This is a genomic window from Candidatus Photobacterium acropomis (assembly GCF_030685555.1).
Classification (GTDB): Bacteria; Pseudomonadota; Gammaproteobacteria; order Enterobacterales; family Vibrionaceae; genus Photobacterium; species Photobacterium lucens.
In genome coordinates this window covers 963,437-982,354 of record NZ_CP131608.1, presented here as the reverse complement: position 1 = coordinate 982,354, position 18,918 = coordinate 963,437, and the positions used below count along the sequence as shown (strand labels likewise).

Genomic DNA, 18,918 nt, shown 5'->3' with positions numbered 1-18,918 from the left:
AATGAGAGATTATTCGTAAGCTGTCACCTATTAAGCCCAAACCATACATGGAAAGACAAAATACTTGTGATAAATGTCAATATATCATAAATGAGAATATTAGACGTATTAATAGTAAGACGGTAATAAATAATACCGCCTTACATCACATTCGAACTCTATACTAAAAAGTTATTTGTAACGTCCGTGACGTTGTAGGAACTCAATTTTGTAGCCATCAGGATCTTGAACAAAGAAGAATTTCGCCAATAGCTGACCATCACGGAAGAACTCTTTGATCTCAAGTGGTGCATAACCACACTCAGCAAGCTTGGCATGTTCAGCTTCTAAATTCTCAACGGCAACAGCAATATGACCATAACCCGTACCGTGTGTATAAGGCTCTTCAGTGCCTTCATTCCAAGTTAGCTCAAGCTCCATATCGTTTTCTTCATTTCGAAGATAAACCAAACTAAAGCCGTCAAAATCCAAACGCTCTGCAATGTCCAAATCCAATACTTCTTTATAAAATTTTAATGACGCATCTAAATCAACAACACGGATCATTGAGTGGATTATTTTAGCCATCTAACTATTCCTTCAATCATTATTTATTTGAAATTGTTTAACTATTTGTAGTCAATCATGCTATCAATATGTGATCAGAGCTAGCCAATCAGCCTCTGATTTACTATATCGTATATGGGAAGCAACGAGGTTTATATAGTTTTATGCATTTAGAAAGCATTGAGATTTCAGGTTTCCGTGGCATTAAGCGTTTATCCCTATCATTCAATGAGCTAACCGTACTTATTGGTGAAAATGCATGGGGTAAATCCTCATTGCTGGATGCCCTATGTTTGGCGTTATCGCCAGATGCGAAATTCTATGATTTCCATTTTTCAGATTTCCATATCGACCATGCCTTAGGGAATGAGCGTTCGACTGAAATTCAAATTGTTTTACATTGGCAAGAAGATTACGAAGGTGAACATCTTGCGCGTCGTTATCGAGGCTTTCAACCGTTTCTGATCGATAAAGACGGTATTAAGCATTTCTATTACCAAATCCATAGCCATATCGAAAACGACAAGATCATTACTAAACGTCAATTTTTACAGCTTGATGGACATGGTATTACACACCAAGATACTGATAAGTTTATTCGTCAGCTTATGGTGCTACACCCTATTGTGCGTATTCGGGATGCAAGGCGTTTACATGATGGTGGGCATGAGCTTCAACATGATCAGCCACCAGCACAAACCCAGAAAGAAGCCCGTGTACAACGGCGATTAGATAACACTTGTCGTCGTTTAATGACACAGCCCGGTCACGTGAGTACTGCTGAGATCAAAAGTAGCATTACAACGCTACGATCGTTAGTTGATCACTACTTTGCTTTTGCGCCCCACCAGCGTAGTAAAGATCATTCGATACACTATCAATCCATTCATAATTCAAACCCGTTTGATCAGCTTATTCAACCAGCCATGACAAAACAGGCTCGTTTGATGTTAATGAGCTTATTAAACGAATATATTCGTGCCCGAGGGCCTGTAGAGCTTAAACGTATTTCTCGCCCTATTATGATCCTTGAAGATCCTGAAGGTCGATTACATCCGATCATGTTGCACCAAGCATGGGCGTTTATTCAAAGTATGCCGATGCAAAAGATCTTAACGACTAATAGCCCTGAGTTACTATCCTCTGCGCCTTTAACTGCGATCAAAAAGCTGATCCGTCAGCCACATAAGACTGCGGTTTATGGTGTTGATCGTGGTGAATTAAATAAAGATGACACCCGTAAAGTCACTTTCCATGTGCGAATGCATCGACCTAGCGCTTTTTTTGCTCGTGTGTGGTTATTAGTCGAAGGTGAAACCGAGGTTTGGCTATTTAACGAAATGGCAAGGCTGAACGGTTACAACCTTGCCGCAGAAGGTATTCAAATCATCGAATTTGCGCAAAGTGGTTTAAAACCGTTAATCAAGTTAGCGAAGTTATTAGGTATTGAATGGCACCTTGTTGCCGATGGCGATCCTGCGGGTAAGAAATACGCTGATAAAGTTCGTAATATGCTAGGCGATGATCCTGAACGTGTGCGCTTAACCGTGTTACCAGCAAGAGACATCGAGCATTTCTTATATCGTAATGGGTATGAGGCGCTATTTCGTCAATTAGCGAATGTATCAACTAATAATCCATTACCCATGAAGAAGATTATCTACAAAGCACTGCGTAAGAATGCGAAACCAGATATGGCGTTAGCAATTGTGAAATATACCCAAGAAGAGCGAGATGATCGTATTCCGCTTTTGATCCGTTGGGTGCTAAAACGCATCGTCGCTATGGCGCGAGGGTTTGGGTAACGATTAAAGCAAGCTGAGATTAGAGATGAACAAGCCTACAATGATGTAGGCTTTTGTTTTTGGACTGACTGACTCATTGTTGTACAGAGATCATTTAGCTTATTTGTTATGTGTTTTCATGGAAAATATCCCAGTCTCCACCTAAATCGATATAAAGCTCGTGCAGATTATATGAAATCTGCATAAACATTTCATGGAAGATGAATTCATCACATTCATCTAAGCTAGATTTGCCTTCCATTTCTTCAAGCGTTTGCATAAAACCATCTGTCATGTCTGAAAAGGAACTCTGCGCAAGGAGAACTATATTTTTGTATTCTATTATCGATGGCGTGTATGAAATTCGATGTGCTAACTTATTTCTCATCGTGTTTATAGCCAAAAGTGTTTCTTTCATTGGCTCATCTAGCTCACCTAATCCAAACACTAACTCCACAAGTCTCTCATGATTTAGAGTTTCAATAAGCTTGGTTAGAGTTGGTTGCTTTAACTCTGCGATTTTAACGAGAAGATACTCAGTCATGAGATGACCAAGTATAAACGACGACAAAAACGAATTATCCCTTATCCCTACAGCTCTTTCATACAGGTCTGTAAAACTGTTTATTCCTTTAGCTCTAGGCATAATTTAACCTCTATCTCTTCAAGCAGACAAATAGCTTATTAATCAGCATTCTTACTTTCACGCAAAAGAATGCCTACAAATTCCGACAATCATACTCCATCTATCTCATAAACATCATGAGCTTAATTACATCATTTTGTTTCAAATTATTTATTAAAAACACAAAGACTAAGAGTGATTTAATAAATTTGATCAATTATAAGCCAATGATTTAATGACTATTTAATTTCACACCTCATACTAGAAGCACTTATTCCCTTCAAAAAAAGTAGTTAACTTATTTGATTTATATTTGAGGCGTTTTTGAGTCTAAATTTAGGCTTTTTTAGCTTATTTTCATGATGATGGGTTCTCCAAATGTTGTTTAGAACCATATAAAGGAAAAAACATGTTAAAGCTAAAATCTATTCTTCTTCCTCTATCTTTACTTTCTGTAGCTGCTTTCGCTCAAACAGATATTTATAATCAAGATCAATCATCAACGTTGGAGAAATCCTATATTTTTCAAAACTCTATGGTTCCTGTTGGCTCTGATGTAACGAGTACAACACTCACGTTGATATCAGATAACGGATGTGAAAGTCACGGTTATGGCGATAATGACTTGAATGTTAACGGTACAGTCCTAGGTCATAATATAGGGGCGCTTAAAATGGAGCAGTTTTCAACTTGTAGCTTATCATTCCAAATTAATACTGCTGATAACATGATTCCTTTAACAGTCAAAGTAGAAAACGGGGCTTTGCAATATCCATCAATGACGCAAGATGACAAAGAGTTATTAACCAAAGAAAATATTTCAATTACATACTCGCACAATTACATGACTTTCCGAAGAGGAGATAAAGGTGAGTGTGTGGTTTGGAAACTAAAAGGCTAAGCTGAAAAAAATGACATCTTGGCGGATAACCATTTCTACTCTTTAGTCGTATAGCTAGGAATAACAGCTAAGATTCGATCGAAAAGGCCTACAGAGATGTAGGCCTTTATCTTTTAGAAAATAGATGAGCTAAAGAGTACTAAACACAATTACTTATATTTTCTTAAAAAACAGCGTCACTTTACCCACTTCAAAACCAAACTTGTTCATGGTGGCGATGTTGAAAACGTGCTTTTCGTCTTGGCGATACATCCAGTCGTTAAACTTGATGTTGTAGATTGAATCATCGACTGGAATCGCTAAGGTATATTGCCATTGCAGCGCATTCCCTATCTCAACGCCTTGAGCTTCACCAATCACATCATTAGCTTTGCCTCTATAAGTACCGTCCGAGAGTTTGTTGATCACCCAAATACGTTGTTGAGTTTCGCCATCATCAAACACGAAATCTTCGGTAAGGGTTAAGGTGTTATTTTCAATTGTGCCAACAATATCCACAGTAAAGCGTCGTGTTTGTTTACCTTTGTAATCTTGCAGCATTCCCCATGCAGTAATGTTACCTTCAAAGTAGCCGAACAGATCAAACTTAGGCTCGGTTTGTTGATAATCCGATGTTGAAACTGTGCAACCCGTTAGTAATAGTATTAAGGCAAATAACCATTTCATTGCACACCTCCAGATGTTGAGCTAGACATTATTGATTAATCAGTTGCTTACGAAGTTTGGGATAGTCAGTTTTAGGTGATAGCCAAATAGCGATAAAACTGCGTGTTAATGATTTCGACAATGGCTTACCTAAAGGTTGAGTCCCTTGGTAAAACTGTCCGATGCCATTACGTTGCACAAAGATAAGACGATCACCCTTTTTCACATTCGGCCAAATAGCCGATAAGGTTGTTAACCAAGGTGTGATTTGTTGTTTGCTATAACCTAAATGCAGCCATTGCTCGTTAGTCGCTTGTAGCAGATCATCTTTATCAATATCTCTTAGATAGCGAATAATTAGTGCTAAATCTGTGTCTAACCCACTGTACTTCCCTGTTGGTGTTTTTAGCTCTGAGTTATAAATATCCCAAAGCCCCCATTTTAATGTTGCTTGCCCCACGGTTTGCCATTGATACCAAGGATACTGGCTAGTAACACTCTTTATCGCTGGCTCTTTGATCGACGTTTCTCTCATCACAGAGGCTTGGTTTGAAGCTAACGCATAAGTTGAAGCAGGTATAACAGTGATACTTAACAGCAGCCATAACGCACGCATTAATTTGCCCTCTTATTGAAGATTGATAATAACCAAAGCATGTAACGTGTCAGCCCAAGCCAAATCAACATTAAGATCAAGCTGGTATCAAATACTGGTAATGTAAAGGATACGGCTTCTAACTTCATACCAGACCAATAACTCAGCGCACCACCAATACTGCCAGTCACCAGCAACCATTTAGTTGATATGGATGCAATAGTGTCTCGTATGCTCCACACAAAAGTGGTAAAGCCTAACCAAAGCATTATCAACCAAATGGGAATAAGCCCTACGGTTGTCAAGTCGATGAATAACGGCGTTCTATTGGGAATGGGAAATTCAAAGATATTCCACTGTTTAAGTAATGAATCGATAACGATACCGGGAAGCGCAGCCAGTAATGAAAAACGCCACGCTTTTGCTTCAAGAAACCATGTCACAAGTAAGATGAAAAACAGAATGTAGACAAAGCGATATTGACCCCACACGGCAAGTAACCAGTACAGGTTAAATACCATGCCTGCGAGTATGACTTTTAGCTTGTTGGCAAGTGGGTTTACTCTCTCCATTGCGGTCGGCTCGCTACAAATTGAATAGTGCTAATGGTTCGCTCTAAAAATCCACCTTCACAATAAGCAAAGTAGAATCGCCACATACGCATAAACCTTTCATCGTAGCCGTATTTCTCTAATTGTGCGGCATTGGCATCAAACTGATCTCGCCAGTCTTCTAGGGTTTTGGCGTAATCCAGCCCAATGTCTTTAATATCTCGAATAACAAAGTCGCTATGCTGGGTTAAATTATCCAGAAGTACAGTGACTGACGGTAAAAAGCCACCAGGGAAGATATGCTTTTGAATGAAATCAACACTACGGCTATAACTTGCATAACGTTGATCAGCAATGGTGATCGCTTGAATTGCCATTAATCCATTTGGTTTTAATAACGACTGGCATTTCTCGATATAGGTTTTCAAATACTGCTTACCTACGGCTTCTATCATTTCAATTGAAACCAACTTGTCGTATTGCCCTGTTAAATCACGATAGTCATCCATTAAGAGTGTTATACGATCAGATAAGCCTGCTTGTTCTACCTGTTGTTTCGCCCACAGATATTGTTGTTCTGAAATAGTAGTGGTAGTAACTCGACAGCCGTAATGTTTCGCAGCATGAATTGCCATACCTCCCCAGCCTGTACCGATCTCTAATAAGTGATCATCCGAGGTGAGCTTTAATTGACGGCATAAACGATCCATCTTGTTCCATTGCGCTTGTTCAAGGCTATCGTGATCGTTGAGATAAATAGCCGATGAATACAGCATGCTAGGATCAAGAAAGTGTCGATAAAGATCGTTACCAAGATCGTAATGTGCAGAAATGTTTTTACGGGCGTTTTGTTTATTGTTCTTTCTTAAAAAGTGACTTACTTGGCTTGATAACTTACTCACCCAACCCATTTTTGCTTCTAGCTTATCAAGGGTGGCTAGGTTCTTCGCTAATACACGCACTACGTTGGTCAAGTTTGGTGAGTCCCACCAGCCTTCAATATAGGCTTCACCTGCACCAATACTTCCTTCGCTTAATAGTCGTTTATAAAATAAAGGATTATGGACCACAATATTGGCTTGTAGTGACGCTTGCTTATCACCAAAGAAAACGGTGCCTTCCATAGGATCAGAGACACTTAACCCAGCATTACTGAGCTGATTTAATACCGTGAATAGAAGTTTCCTAGAGGCGTGATCAGAGGCTGAAACTGACGTTGTTGATTGTTGTAATTCGCTTCTAAGCATTATCATTCCCTCGTTTAATAACGTGATCATTACTTGATTGGATTTGATTGTTATTGGATGTGTTTTTTGCTGGATGATCGTAAATGGGTGCGCCTTTAATAAAGAGCTTTAGCGCTTGCCAATAGATACCGACGACCACCTTGATCGTCATAATGGGAGTAAGTAATAGTTGTTTAATTAATGTCTTGGAGCTAAAGCTGTGTTTGCGCATCTGCATGCTGGCATCAAATACTTTTTGATTGCGATTTTTTAAATCACTTTGATACTCACTCGGAGCGATGCTATCTATACTTTTGTTAACAGCCAAATGAACCAGCAAATTGCTATCAGGCTTCGTTAACCGCCAACAATACTCTTGTTTGATCGGATTAAACGGTGAGACATGAAATGCCTTATCATGGTTATAAGTTTTACCCGTCCAATATTGTGGTGCTGGCACTGCGTAATAATGTTTTTCATTCCAAGGTGTATTGCTGACTTCTGCTAATGTGTATTGCCAGTTGCCCGACTCATCATGTAAGTAGTAAAGATTAAGTGGACTGAAATACAAGCCACAGTAACGCAGATGACAAAGCATGGTGACATTGCCTTTAAACTGTTTTCCCGTCAGTTCGAAGACTTTATCTTTTACCGCTTTAGCAAGATCTTGATCGCCAGCAACATAATCATCACGGCGAAAACGCGCAAAGCTCATTACCGATAATCCAAAACCTGTGACTCGATGACTAAGTTGTGATAATTCAGCTAAGTCGATATAAACCATAAACATCGAGTAGGTAAAACGATGATCAACAGGTGTAAATCGACGATGCCGAACCCACCCTTGATAAATCCCGCTATTTAGCTGCTTATCTTGTTCCATCATTAGCAACTTCTTATTACGTTCTTGGTTGTAGATTCGATGCTAGAGGTAAAAGCAACCATATTGTGTGGCGTATCATTGCCACCCGCTAAGCGTTGGCTCTTTATAGCATTGACAACATCAAGCGCACTGCGTACCCCATCTTCATGAAACCCGTTATACCAATAAGCGCCACAGAACCATGTTTGATTCACGCCATTGATTAAATGTCGATTCTGCTGAGCAGCGATACTTTTGTTATTAAAGACTGGATGCGAGTAAACAAACTTACGTAAGATTTTGTCTTCATCAATAGCATGAGTTTGGTTAAGGGTGACGCAGAATGTTTCTGGGGCAAATATACCTTGTAAGATATTCATGTTGTATGTCAGTGAGGCTAAGTTTCGTTCTCGCTCGTCACGATCTTTAGGTAAGGAATAATTCCATGATGCCCATGCCATGCGTCGTTTAGGTAGTAAAGACGTATCGGTATGCAGAACCACTTCATTTTCTTGATAATAAATATCAGACAGTACATAGACTTCTTCGGAAGTGGCATCTGCCAGCATGGATAAGGCTTGATCACTGTGACAAGCAAAGATCACTTGATCAAATTCTTCTGGTTGGTGATTTGAAGTAACGATCACTCTGCCAGTTGTACGTTTTACTGAGCTAACTGGGCTATTTAAACGGATACAATGACCGATATGTTGCTGCATTTTTCGCACATATTCACGGGATCCTCCAGGGATCACATACCATTGCGGGCGATTAGTGATATCTAACAGGCCATGATTTAAGAAAAATCGCAGGAAGAAACCAAGCGGAAAACCACGCATATCTGACAAGGTAGAAGACCAAATCGCCGCCCCCATTGGCAAAATGTAGTTTTCAGCAAAATAGTCGCTGAAATTATGCTGCTCTAAAAACTGACCTAGGGTTTGTTCCATTAATGAACTATCACCGACGGTCTGTTTAGCCAGTTTATTAAACTGGGTGATTTCATATAAGAAGCGATAAAAAGCAGGATTGATTAGATTACGCTTTTGGGCAAACAACGACGACAGCGAATGACCATTATATTCAAGTCCAGTTTTCTTATTATGAACACTAAAGCTCATTTCACTTGGCTTGCCGGCAATCTCTAACTGCTCTAACAGGTTTTCAAAGTTGGGATAAGTGCGATCATTAAAGACAATGAAACCTGTATCAATAGCATATTCACCACTTTTAACCGTGACATCAACTGTTGCGGTATGGCCACCTACATAATCATTTGCTTCAAACACTGTAACATCATGCTCTTTGTGCAAATACCAAGCCGAGGTTAAGCCAGAAATACCGGAACCAATAATGGCGATTTTCATTATTATTTCCCCGTTATTTGTTTAATTACAGCCATCCGAAGGGTGAATGGCAAAAGCGCAATGGTTTTTAAAAATAATGTAAAAACAATAGGAAAATGAATTTCCTTTTTCCCAGTCTCAATGCCATGCCTTATTTTTTGAGAAGCAAATTCAGGCGTCACTAACATCGGCATCGCAAAGTCGTTTTTATCTGTCAGTGGCGTTTTTACAAACCCCGGATTCACTAAGGTGACCTTGACGTTTTTATGTTGTAGATCGAGAGCCAAGGTTTGTGAGATATAACTTATCGCTGCTTTAGAAGCGCCATAGGCTTCTGCTCGTGGTAACGGAATAAAACTCGCTGATGAACTGATGACCACTAAATGTGTTTGTTCTGTGAATCTGTCTTGTAACGCTTCAATACAGTGCAAAATCCCGAAAACATTAACGTTAAACACACGTTTAAATAGTGCTGTATCAATCACACCTTGGTCGATATATTCACAAGTCCCTGCATTTAAAATGATCAAATCAGGTAATTCCGTTAACTGTGACAAGGCTGTTTTGGTGTTTTCAATATCTGTTACATCAAATCGTAAACTCTGAATTGATGAATGATAATTTTCTAATTCATTCAGCCTTACTTGGTTTTGCCCACAAGCGATCACATTCCAATTGTTATCTGCATAATCACATGCAAGCTGTTTGCCAATCCCTGAGCTGGCGCCGGTGATCAATACCTGTTTCATGCTTGACCTAACCTCGCTTTAATATGGCGAATGATCCGTCCAAACATCGGCAACCCCTCATAAATCATTTCTCCCATGTCAAAATAATCTCGATGATAAATGACTTTCTCTTGCTCGAACTTAAGTTGAGTACAGCCTTCTAAGCGGCGTTCTTTACCGTTTTGTAATCGAGGATGAGAAAAATGCATGGTCCATTGCACAAAAGCTTCATGATCGTCTTCAACATAGCTATTGATCACAAAGTGACAACTATTAATGTTTTGGTAGAGATTGAAGAAATACGCTTCTAATGCAGTGAAACCTTCAATCTTATGAGCAGGATCTTCGAAGATGACCGAATGATGATAAACGTCCGCAAGCTTTTCTAAATTCTCTTTCCCTAGCTGTGCATACACATCAAAAAACTTGATTAATGCAGGATTGTTCACTGCGTCCATTTTTCATTCCTCCACCTCTTTATTGATGATTATCCATCACAACTTTCGCTTGTTTGAAAGCATCAATCGCTAATAACCGAGCTTGCTTGTGATCAACGACAGGTAATGGATAATCAAGGCATTCACCGCTTTCCCATTGATGAGGGGTGTGAATGTACTTATCGGGAACATTTGCCAGCTCCTCCACCCATGTACGAATGAAATCACCTTTTGGATCAAATCTTTGTCCCTGAAGGGTTGGATTAAAAACACGAAAGTACGGTTGCGAGTCTGTTCCTGTTGATGCCGCCCACTGCCAACCGCCATTATTAGAGGCAAAATCACCATCAATGAGATGTTGCATAAACCACTGCTCACCTGCTCGCCAGTCACAAAGTAAGTCTTTAGTTAAGAAGCTGGCGGTGATCATGCGAAGTCGATTATGCATCCAACCGGTTGCTCTTAGTTGTCGCATTGCAGCATCGACAATCGGAAAACCGGTTTTACCGTCTTGCCATGCTTTTAATAAAGTTGGGTTATCTTGCCAGCGCACATGCTGGGTATAGGCTTGAAATGGATGGTTTTTACTAAGCTCTGGATAACGATGCATTAAATGTCCATAGAACTCACGCCAGATGATTTCGCTTAGCCATGTAAATGCACCGCTATCTTTATTGATTTCTAATGCATTGGGGAAATGTTGCAGTAAATGGTAAACACATTGCCTTGCTGATAATGCGCCAATGGCGAGAAATGGTGATAAACAACTGGTGCCATCAATGGCTGGGAAATCCCGTTGTTGGTGATAATCCAGTGCTTTAGTGGCACAAAAAGTATCTAATCGCTGTAGTATTGCTTCTTCATCAACCGGCCAACGTACACTTTCAATCACCGGGTAACCTAACGATTGAATATCCGTATGCTATCCGCAAGCATGGCAGATGTGGTATCGCTAAGTGCGACGGCTTTGGTTGTAGTGACAGGGTAACTAGGTTCAGCAATAAAACGTTTTAGCCAAGCACTGCGATACGGAGTGAAAACTTTAAACAGCTCACCTTCCCGATTTAAGATTGTCTCAGGTTGAAGTACATAATTATCATCAAACAAACTTTGATTAATGCCTGAGTTGGCAAGCAATACCCCAAGTTGTTCATCGCGCAATTGTTCATTGCATGGATATTGTTTATTCGCAAACACATGTACCACACGATGTTGGAGGCAATACTCTACAACAGCATCGACAGACTCTCTAAAGTCATTACATTGGATCACGTGTAATGGGATATTCAGTGCTACAAGTTGTTGTTTTAATATTCGTAAACGTCGGTGAATAAAGTCAACTTGAATCGCGGCCACATGATGCTGATGCCATTGCATCGGAGTTGCAACAAAAAGCGCAATAACAGGAAGCCCCGTTTCAATGGCATGATTCAGTGCAGTGTTATCTAGAGTGCGTAAATCATCACGAAACCAGATAATGACGTGATCTTCATTTACGTTAGTATTGGTCATTATTTCTCCCTTTACCTTATGATCAATCACCGATTCGTTACATTGTCACTAAAAACGTGAAAAAGATGTCGAATATCACCTAATAGCTACACTACGATTTCTCCCTGATGGATGTTTCTTATACTGCCAATAAACTCACAAGCAATATCACATTCGCTCATCACGTTTTCTATTTCAGCTAACTGTTTGTTATCGAGTTTATTTTCACCCACGATATACATAGCGTTGATCTGCTTATCTTGGAGCAGTGAAGATAGCCCTGTTAATTTGCCCGAAATATCACAAAGCACCATCACGTAGTAACCGTCATAAGCTAATTTCAATGCTTGCTGCCAGACATGATGGTTATTCATCGAACCATAACTCATAACTAAGCAAGGTGTGTTTTTCTCGACATTCACTTTAGTAAAAATAGACACAAAACACTGCATCACTACAGTGCTCCAAATACTCATGTGTAACGCTCTAAGGGGGTTTTCAGTACGTGAGATATAGCGTTCAATCGGCTGAAGAAACTGCTCTTCTAGCATTTTAAAAGGATAGAGTTTTACGGCTTCACGCAGTCTCTTTTCTACTTGTGATAATTTACCTTGCTCAATAAAGCTCAAGGTGTCGTCCACCAGCTCGATTTTCTCTACATCAGATTGTTGATGCTCAACCGCACCATCGAGTAACGGCTTCACTTTACCGATAGACACCCCTTTATCTAACCATGCAAGAATGTCGTGGATCTTGGCAATATCATTATCGGTATATAAACGGTGTCCTTTTGGCGTGCGTTGCGGCACTAATAAGCCATAACGACGCTGCCATGCACGCAGGGTTACAGCGTTCACTCCGGTTAACTCTGATACTTCACTTATTGAATACAACTTCACTTCAACGTTCACTCTTTATCCTTGTTTAACATCATTATTTCCAGCCTTGATACCACACCAAGGTATTCTTTAATTCTTGCCAATTGACGCTAAATTCTCGTTTCGACATCACGGCTTCCATAGTGCAAAACAACACTTCACCACTTTCATTAGTTTCAACATCGGTGATAATAAAATGTTTCTCTTTATTCTTTGGCTGTGCTGCTGTCCATTTGCTATTGAGCAGTTTTTTCGGACTAAGCCTATTCATGCTGACCTCTATCACCTTGCTAAATTTACCCTCACCATTTGCCCTTAACACTGCCTTATAATGAATAACGTAACAGTAGTTTTTCAGGATACGGTGCTAAATACGCTTGCTGTGATAAATACTCATCTGGGTTTACAGTAAGGTGATGATTAATTAAGGTTAGTGGCGCAACCAGTGGTAACAAGCCTTCACGATAGCGCATGATCACATCACGCAGTTCTGCCTTTTGTTGCTTATCTAAATCACGCTTAAAGTAACCTTGAATGTGCATCAGTACATTGGTGTTATTTTTACGGCTGGCACGTTTCTTCAGTGCATCCATAAATTGCTGACGATAAGTTAAGAAAAACTCTATCAGATCCTCCCATTCATGGATTTTAGAAACTAAACGTCCTAACTCTCGGTAAGAGGCTTGGTGGTGTGCCATAAGACAGAGTTTATAGCGTGAATGGAATTTGATGATTTTGTCACGAGTAATACCACCTTCTACTGAGCGATATAAATCATCAAGAGCATAGACACGGAAAATGAAGTTTTCACGCAATACTGGATCGCACAAACGCCCATCTTCTTCTACTGGTAACCACGGCATAGATTCCATCAGTTGTTGCGTGTAAATCCCAATCGCCCCCCCGGGAATGGTATTACCGTTTTTCATATACAGTTTCACCCGCTCCATGCCGCAAGAAGGTGATTTAGCGCATACCACATAGCCACGTAACCACTCAAAACTAGGAATAATCGCATCAGCAAATGTCTTCATTTTCTCGGTATGATCGATACTGTCATCTTTGCTATCAACAAGACGTACTTCAATGCCGTTATCTTGTAATCTGATCACTGGACGAGGAACAGGCATCCCTATCGCCATTTCAGGACAAACAGCTCTAAAATCAAAATACTCGCTTAGATCTTCAGCCACAAAACGATTACGTTTATGTCCACCATCAAAGCGAACCTTTTCACCTAATACACATGCGCTAATACCAACAGGGATGCCCATACCGCCTCCAGACTTGTACAATTTTTTAATCTTGTACAATTACTGTAGACAATATTTTAAAGTTGTACAAGATTAAAATTATGTACAACTTTGTTTTTCAATACGCTAAATAAAAGTAGATACTTGGCATTACGGCAAACGACAGACATAAAAAAAGCGACGATAATCGCCGCTTGATTCAAAATATAGTTGTTAACTATCAGTTAGTTAGACCAACGTTCTTGACGCCACTCTTGTTGCTGTTCTTCGGTTAAAAACGTCCACGCCACAATACGAGAAATCTTCTGACCTTGTGACATTTCAATGGTTTTTACATCCGCTGCTTGCGCTTGTTGTAGCTGTTGGTAAATCGCAGGTAGGTTTTCTTTTTTAGACACTAACGTTGTAAACCAGAAACATTGACCAGCATGTTCAGCACTTTGTTTGATCATTTTTTGAATAAATGCGGCTTCACCACCCGGACACCAAAGCTCGGCTTTTTGACCACCAAAGTTTAATACAGGTTTAGCTTGTGCATTAAAGTTAGTTTGGCGTGGCTTTTGTTTCTTGTTGGCATTGGCTGCTAAGTTACGCACTTTACGCTCTGATCCTGCTGTCGCTTCTTCTAACGAGGCATGGAATGGTGGATTACAAAGCGTGAAATCAAACACTTCATCCGCATTGATCATACCCGTGAAGATGTTATCTGCATTTTTCTGTAAACGTAGTTTGATATTACCTTTGAGGCTTGGGTTTGCATCTGCGATGAATTTAGCTGATTTAATGGAGATAGGATCAATATCTGCACCAACGAACTGCCAACCATACACACGATGACCAATAATCGGATACACACAGTTCGCACCAACACCCACATCCAAACCACGTACAGCCTTACCTTGCGGAATGGTATTGCCATTAGATTCAGCCAATAAGTCTGCAATATAGTGTAAGTAATCTGCACGACCGGGAATTGGCGGACATAAGAAACCTGCTGGAATATCCCAGTAATTCACCTTGTAGAAATGACTCAATAAAGCTTTATTTAGGGCTTTAACTGCCGCAGGATCTGAGAAATTAACAGAAAGATCACCATAAGGATTTTCACTAACATGCTGAGCTAATTCTGGTGTTGATTGAATTAACTTGGCAAAGTCATAACGCTCACGATGTGGGTTACGTGGGTGTAAACCTTTTTTAGGCTGTGCGTTTTTCTTTTGGCTCATCTTTTTGCTACTCGCAGAATGGATCTTATCAAAGCGCAGCATTGTACATGGTTATGCGTCATATACTTAGTATTAAAGGTGTTAACTGACTAAATTACCCACGGTTCATGGCTTTAATTACTCACTTTTCGCATCATTCTGCTTATTCACTTCTTGCTTCACCTTTAATTTCGCCATTTCCAGTACATCTTCCCCGCTTAATTTATCAATCAAATTGATCGGCAGTGGAAATACAATAGTGGATGTTCGCTCGTTTGCCACTTCCGTCAGGGTTTGGAAATAACGTAGCTGAATCGCATTCGGTGATTTGTTTAGCTCTCTGGCAGCTTCTTGCAATTTAGCTGATGCTTCAAGCTCACCAGTGGCATGAATAACTTTGGCTCGACGAGAGCGCTCAGCTTCAGCTTGTCTTGCTAGCGCTCTTACCATACTGTCATCAAGATCAACATGTTTGATTTCCACATTGGCGATTTTGATCCCCCAATTATCGGTATGCTGATCTAAGATCCCTTGTAGATCACGGTTTAACTCTTCACGAGCTGACAGTAATTCATCAAGTTCATGTTGCCCTAGCACTGAGCGTAAGGTGGTTTGAGATAACTGGCTGGTGGCTTCGAAGTAGTTCTCGACATTGATAATCGCCATCTTGGGATCAACGACTTTAAAGTACACCACAGCATTAACATGCACTGATACATTATCTTTAGTAATTAAATCTTGAGTCGGAACATCAAGCACAATGGTACGTAAATCAACACGCACCATTTGTTGAATGATCGGCACAATAATAACCAGTCCCGGCCCTTTGACTTCATAGAAACGCCCTAGTAGAAACACCACGGCTCTTTCATATTCTCGCAAAATCTTAAACATGCTGAAGATCAGCGCCACCACGAACACAACGATGACCGCAAGTGAATAAGTGATCATACTTATCTCCTTTTAAGCGTATTAAGTAGCTCTATAGATTAAGGATCGATTTCAAGCCATAAGCCTCTGACTCCCGTTACAATCACTTTATCGCCCTTGTGAAAAACACCTGTGCTGGTGGCTTGCCACATTTCACCCGCCACAAAAACATGGTATTTACCTGCTTCATTATCGACATACATCACTGTGGCTTGCTGACCAATTAAGGTATTTATCCCTGTTGTGACAGGTCGTTTACGAGATTTCACCAACATGGCAATAATGACGAAGAAAAACAGTGCAGAGACAACGGTGAAACCAATGATTAACGGTGCAGCGATTTGATAACCGGGTAAATCAGTATCCATTAACATCACCGATCCCAATGCAAATGAGGCGATACCGCCAAGCCCTAAAATACCGAAACTTGGACTAAAGGCTTCCGCTACCATTAACATGACACCAAGAATAATCAGTGCTAATCCTGCATAACTGATTGGCAACATTTGCAATGAATACATCGCCAAGACAAAGCAAATCCCACCTAATACACCGGGTAAACCAACACCTGGACTATAAAATTCAAGCAGTAAGCCGTACATACCAATTAACATTAAGATATAAGCAACATTAGGGTTGGTGAGCACTGAGAGTAATTTGAATCGCCAGTCTTGTTCACGCTCAATAAAGCTCACGTTAGTCAATTCAATCGGTGTTTCAACACCATTGATCTTGACCATTCTGCCATTGGCTTTCTCTATGACTTGCTCTCGGTTTTGGGCAATGAAATCAATCACGTTTTCTTTAAGTGCGGTTTGTGCATCAATGCTGGCAGCCTCTCGTACTGCTTTAATTGCCCATTCAGGATTACGATTGTGTAATTTCGCTAAGCTTTCAATATAAGCCGCAGCATCATTGATGACTTTACTTTCCATTGCAGAAGGATTGCTTGTTGTAGGCGTTGGCTCTTTATCGTTTTCAGCACTGTTTTGCTTCTCTTCGCTGTCTGGTTGTTTGTTTTGAGGGTTATCAGAAGCATTGGTTGGTTTATCCTCATCACTTCCTGACAACGGATTACTACCGGCTTTACCGCCACCAATAGAAACAGGTGTCGCTGCACCTAAATTTGTTCCATCAGCCATGGTCGCTATATGGCTTGCCAGCAGAATATAAGTTCCTGCACTGGCGGCTCTTGAACCTGCAGGACCGACCCATGTTGCGATAGGTACTGGCGAGACAGTTATCGCCTGAATGATTTGTCTCATCGACGTATCAAGCCCACCGGGCGTATCAACTTGTAGGATGATCATCGCAGCATTGTTGTTTTGTGCTTCGGTAATTTCTCGAGTGACATAATCGCTGGTGGCAGGGCCAATCCCACCTTTAATACCAATCACCCACACCTCTTGCTGTGTTTGAGCAACCGCACTAAACCCCAATAGCATGATGCACAGAAATAAGAATCGAATAATCGTTTTCATCGCTTCACCCACCACTGTCATGAATAAAAGCTGAAACTATTAATACTGATACAAACAGCAGTTAATACTTTAACTATACGAGCTATAAGGAGATTTGGTTTTCTTAAATATGAATAGTTGACTTAAATACGATGCGTTAGATGCAAACATCAAAATAGAAGATACGACTTATACTTAATAATAAAAATAATAAGGATAGATCTATGTCCAATAAGACGTTAACGCTATTCCCCCTCTCAGCCCGTTCTATCTCATGCCTTATCAGGCTACTTTTGGCGTTAACATACTTGTGCTGTGGGATCTCTTCATCATTAGCGGCACAAGAGCAGACAACTGCAAACTCCCCCAAAATAATGCAAGCCACAGTAACGAATGAAGCCAATAAAAAGGAACTGCTCATTGGCACTTATTTATGTCCGCCTTTTGTTATGCAAGATCAATTCGGGGAATACACAGGGTTAAGTGTTCTGCTATGGCAGCAAATAGCAGAGAAATTACAGTTACCCTATCGTTTTCAAAATTACCCACTGAAAGAGTTATTACAAGCCGTTGCTAATAAAGAGGTAGATATTGGGCTATCTTGCTTATCGATAACCCCTGAGCGTGAGGAAATCATCGATTTTTCCCATTCTTTTTATGAGACTCACTTGGCGATCGTGGTGAAATCTGCAGGTTATTTCGATACGTTCAAAAGTATTATTACCAACCGACATTTGCTGACGATCATTGGTATTTTCTTCACCGCAGCCGCTTTAGTCGGAGGTTTGTACTATTTGTTAGAGCATAGAGTAAACGATAAGCTTTACTCTATGCGCTCTCGCCCTGCACAACTCATTGAAGGCTTTATTCTTGGCTTACTATTTATCACCAAAGGGCCATTTAATTACTATGAATTTAAAACATTAACCGGACGAGTTTTAACCGTTTGCCTTGCCGTCTTTACCACGCTTTTTATTGCCAGTATTACCGCTGTATTAGCTAGTACTTTTACCGTTGGTTTGATCAGTAATGACATTAAAAGCCCTCATGATTTAGCCAATGTCACTACAGGCGCAAAAACAGCCTCTACTTCATCTCAGTTTCTCACCCGTCATAGCATTGCTCATCGTCAATACGATACGGTTCCAGATATGCTTGATGCATTAGACAAAGGCGAAATTGAAGCGGCTGTTGGTGATGATGCGATAGTGAAATACCGCATAAAAATAGCAAAAGAGAAAGGAAAATACGAAAAGCTTAACGTGTTGCCATACCAGTTTGAAAAACAAAACTACGGTATCGCTTTAACTGAAAAAAGCCCGTATGAAGAGTCGATAAATCGAGAGTTATTACAGTTTAGACAAACCAATGAATGGCGAAATGCTTTATTAGAGTATTTTAAAATCAAATAGATAAAAGAGAGTAAAGAGAGCCACGCTATATTCCAAATAATCA

Annotated in this window: 19 protein-coding genes and 1 pseudogene; 3 read left to right on the top strand and 17 right to left on the bottom strand. The window is 40.2% G+C overall.

The genetic code is table 11. From position 1 onward, the window contains the following. Positions 1-171: 171 nt before the first annotated feature. Positions 172-567: a VOC family protein gene (locus Q7657_RS04405; RefSeq protein WP_107165760.1), complete on the bottom strand. Its 396-nt coding sequence runs from the start codon at positions 565-567 to the stop codon at positions 172-174. Between the two features lie 143 nt (positions 568-710). Here Q7657_RS04405 and Q7657_RS04400 point away from each other — a divergent pair, with 143 nt between their 5' ends. Continuing rightward, the gene (locus tag Q7657_RS04400) at positions 711-2,351 is read left to right on the top strand and encodes a DUF2813 domain-containing protein (protein ID WP_107165759.1); all 1,641 of its coding nucleotides are present in this window, start codon (positions 711-713) and stop codon (positions 2,349-2,351) included. A 106-nt stretch (positions 2,352-2,457) separates the two neighbouring features. Here Q7657_RS04400 and Q7657_RS04395 read toward each other — a convergent pair whose 3' ends face one another. Then, the gene (locus tag Q7657_RS04395) at positions 2,458-2,976 is read right to left on the bottom strand and encodes a hypothetical protein (protein ID WP_107165758.1); all 519 of its coding nucleotides are present in this window, start codon (positions 2,974-2,976) and stop codon (positions 2,458-2,460) included. Between the two features lie 388 nt (positions 2,977-3,364). Between Q7657_RS04395 and Q7657_RS04390 the strand changes: the two genes are divergently transcribed. Beyond that, a complete protein-coding gene (locus tag Q7657_RS04390; protein ID WP_107165757.1) occupies positions 3,365-3,856 on the top strand; it encodes a hypothetical protein in 492 nt (163 codons plus the stop codon). 153 nt (positions 3,857-4,009) lie between these two features. Here Q7657_RS04390 and Q7657_RS04385 read toward each other — a convergent pair whose 3' ends face one another. The 15 genes and pseudogenes from Q7657_RS04385 to Q7657_RS04315 all read right to left on the bottom strand — a co-directional run bounded on the left by Q7657_RS04385 (position 4,010) and on the right by Q7657_RS04315 (position 17,484). Then, positions 4,010-4,522, bottom strand: a complete 513-nt coding sequence (locus Q7657_RS04385; RefSeq protein ID WP_107165756.1) for a DUF3833 domain-containing protein — start codon at positions 4,520-4,522, stop codon at positions 4,010-4,012. A 28-nt stretch (positions 4,523-4,550) separates the two neighbouring features. After that, entirely contained in the window at positions 4,551-5,117 is a 567-nt protein-coding gene (locus Q7657_RS04380) for a chalcone isomerase family protein (RefSeq protein ID WP_107165755.1), read from the bottom strand. Further along, positions 5,117-5,668 carry a DUF2878 domain-containing protein gene (locus Q7657_RS04375; RefSeq protein WP_107165754.1) on the bottom strand — a complete coding sequence of 184 codons (552 nt, stop codon included), beginning with the start codon at positions 5,666-5,668 and terminating at the stop codon, positions 5,117-5,119. Before Q7657_RS04375 ends, Q7657_RS04380 begins: the two co-directional genes overlap by 1 nt. Further along, on the bottom strand, positions 5,656-6,894 hold the full coding sequence (locus Q7657_RS04370; protein ID WP_107165753.1) for an SAM-dependent methyltransferase: 1,239 nt from the start codon (positions 6,892-6,894) through the stop codon (positions 5,656-5,658). Before Q7657_RS04370 ends, Q7657_RS04375 begins: the two co-directional genes overlap by 13 nt. Then, a complete protein-coding gene (locus tag Q7657_RS04365) occupies positions 6,887-7,756 on the bottom strand; it encodes a DUF1365 domain-containing protein (protein WP_107165923.1) in 870 nt (289 codons plus the stop codon). The genes Q7657_RS04370 and Q7657_RS04365 overlap by 8 nt, the downstream gene beginning before the upstream one ends. A 2-nt stretch (positions 7,757-7,758) precedes the next feature. After that, positions 7,759-9,102, bottom strand: coding sequence for an NAD(P)/FAD-dependent oxidoreductase (locus Q7657_RS04360; RefSeq protein ID WP_107165752.1), 1,344 nt, complete (start codon positions 9,100-9,102; stop codon positions 7,759-7,761). Between the two features lie 2 nt (positions 9,103-9,104). Beyond that, entirely contained in the window at positions 9,105-9,830 is a 726-nt protein-coding gene (locus tag Q7657_RS04355; RefSeq protein WP_107165751.1) for an SDR family NAD(P)-dependent oxidoreductase, read from the bottom strand. Beyond that, on the bottom strand, positions 9,827-10,267 hold the full coding sequence (locus Q7657_RS04350; RefSeq protein WP_053989034.1) for a nuclear transport factor 2 family protein: 441 nt from the start codon (positions 10,265-10,267) through the stop codon (positions 9,827-9,829). Before Q7657_RS04350 ends, Q7657_RS04355 begins: the two co-directional genes overlap by 4 nt. 19 nt (positions 10,268-10,286) lie before the next feature. After that, positions 10,287-11,758, bottom strand: a pseudogene (phrB, locus tag Q7657_RS04345) (deoxyribodipyrimidine photo-lyase). 86 nt (positions 11,759-11,844) lie between these two features. Further along, the gene (locus Q7657_RS04340) at positions 11,845-12,648 is read right to left on the bottom strand and encodes a MerR family transcriptional regulator (protein ID WP_107165749.1); all 804 of its coding nucleotides are present in this window, start codon (positions 12,646-12,648) and stop codon (positions 11,845-11,847) included. 22 nt (positions 12,649-12,670) lie between these two features. Continuing rightward, the gene (locus Q7657_RS04335) at positions 12,671-12,886 is read right to left on the bottom strand and encodes a TIGR02450 family Trp-rich protein (RefSeq protein ID WP_053989031.1); all 216 of its coding nucleotides are present in this window, start codon (positions 12,884-12,886) and stop codon (positions 12,671-12,673) included. A gap of 55 nt (positions 12,887-12,941) precedes the next feature. Continuing rightward, positions 12,942-13,889 carry a YbgA family protein gene (locus tag Q7657_RS04330; RefSeq protein ID WP_107165748.1) on the bottom strand — a complete coding sequence of 316 codons (948 nt, stop codon included), beginning with the start codon at positions 13,887-13,889 and terminating at the stop codon, positions 12,942-12,944. Between the two features lie 203 nt (positions 13,890-14,092). Then, complete coding sequence (rlmF, locus tag Q7657_RS04325; RefSeq protein ID WP_181319826.1) at positions 14,093-15,094, bottom strand: 23S rRNA (adenine(1618)-N(6))-methyltransferase RlmF; 1,002 nt, start codon at positions 15,092-15,094, stop codon at positions 14,093-14,095. Between the two features lie 117 nt (positions 15,095-15,211). Beyond that, a complete protein-coding gene (locus tag Q7657_RS04320; protein WP_107165746.1) occupies positions 15,212-16,024 on the bottom strand; it encodes a slipin family protein in 813 nt (270 codons plus the stop codon). A 38-nt stretch (positions 16,025-16,062) separates the two neighbouring features. Beyond that, entirely contained in the window at positions 16,063-17,484 is a 1,422-nt protein-coding gene (locus Q7657_RS04315) for an NfeD family protein (RefSeq protein WP_107165922.1), read from the bottom strand. Positions 17,485-17,687: 203 nt separating this feature from the next. On the opposite strand from Q7657_RS04315, the gene Q7657_RS04310 reads away from it, so the two are divergent. Next, positions 17,688-18,875 carry a transporter substrate-binding domain-containing protein gene (locus Q7657_RS04310; RefSeq protein WP_181319824.1) on the top strand — a complete coding sequence of 396 codons (1,188 nt, stop codon included), beginning with the start codon at positions 17,688-17,690 and terminating at the stop codon, positions 18,873-18,875. The last annotated feature ends 43 nt before the right edge of the window (positions 18,876-18,918 follow it).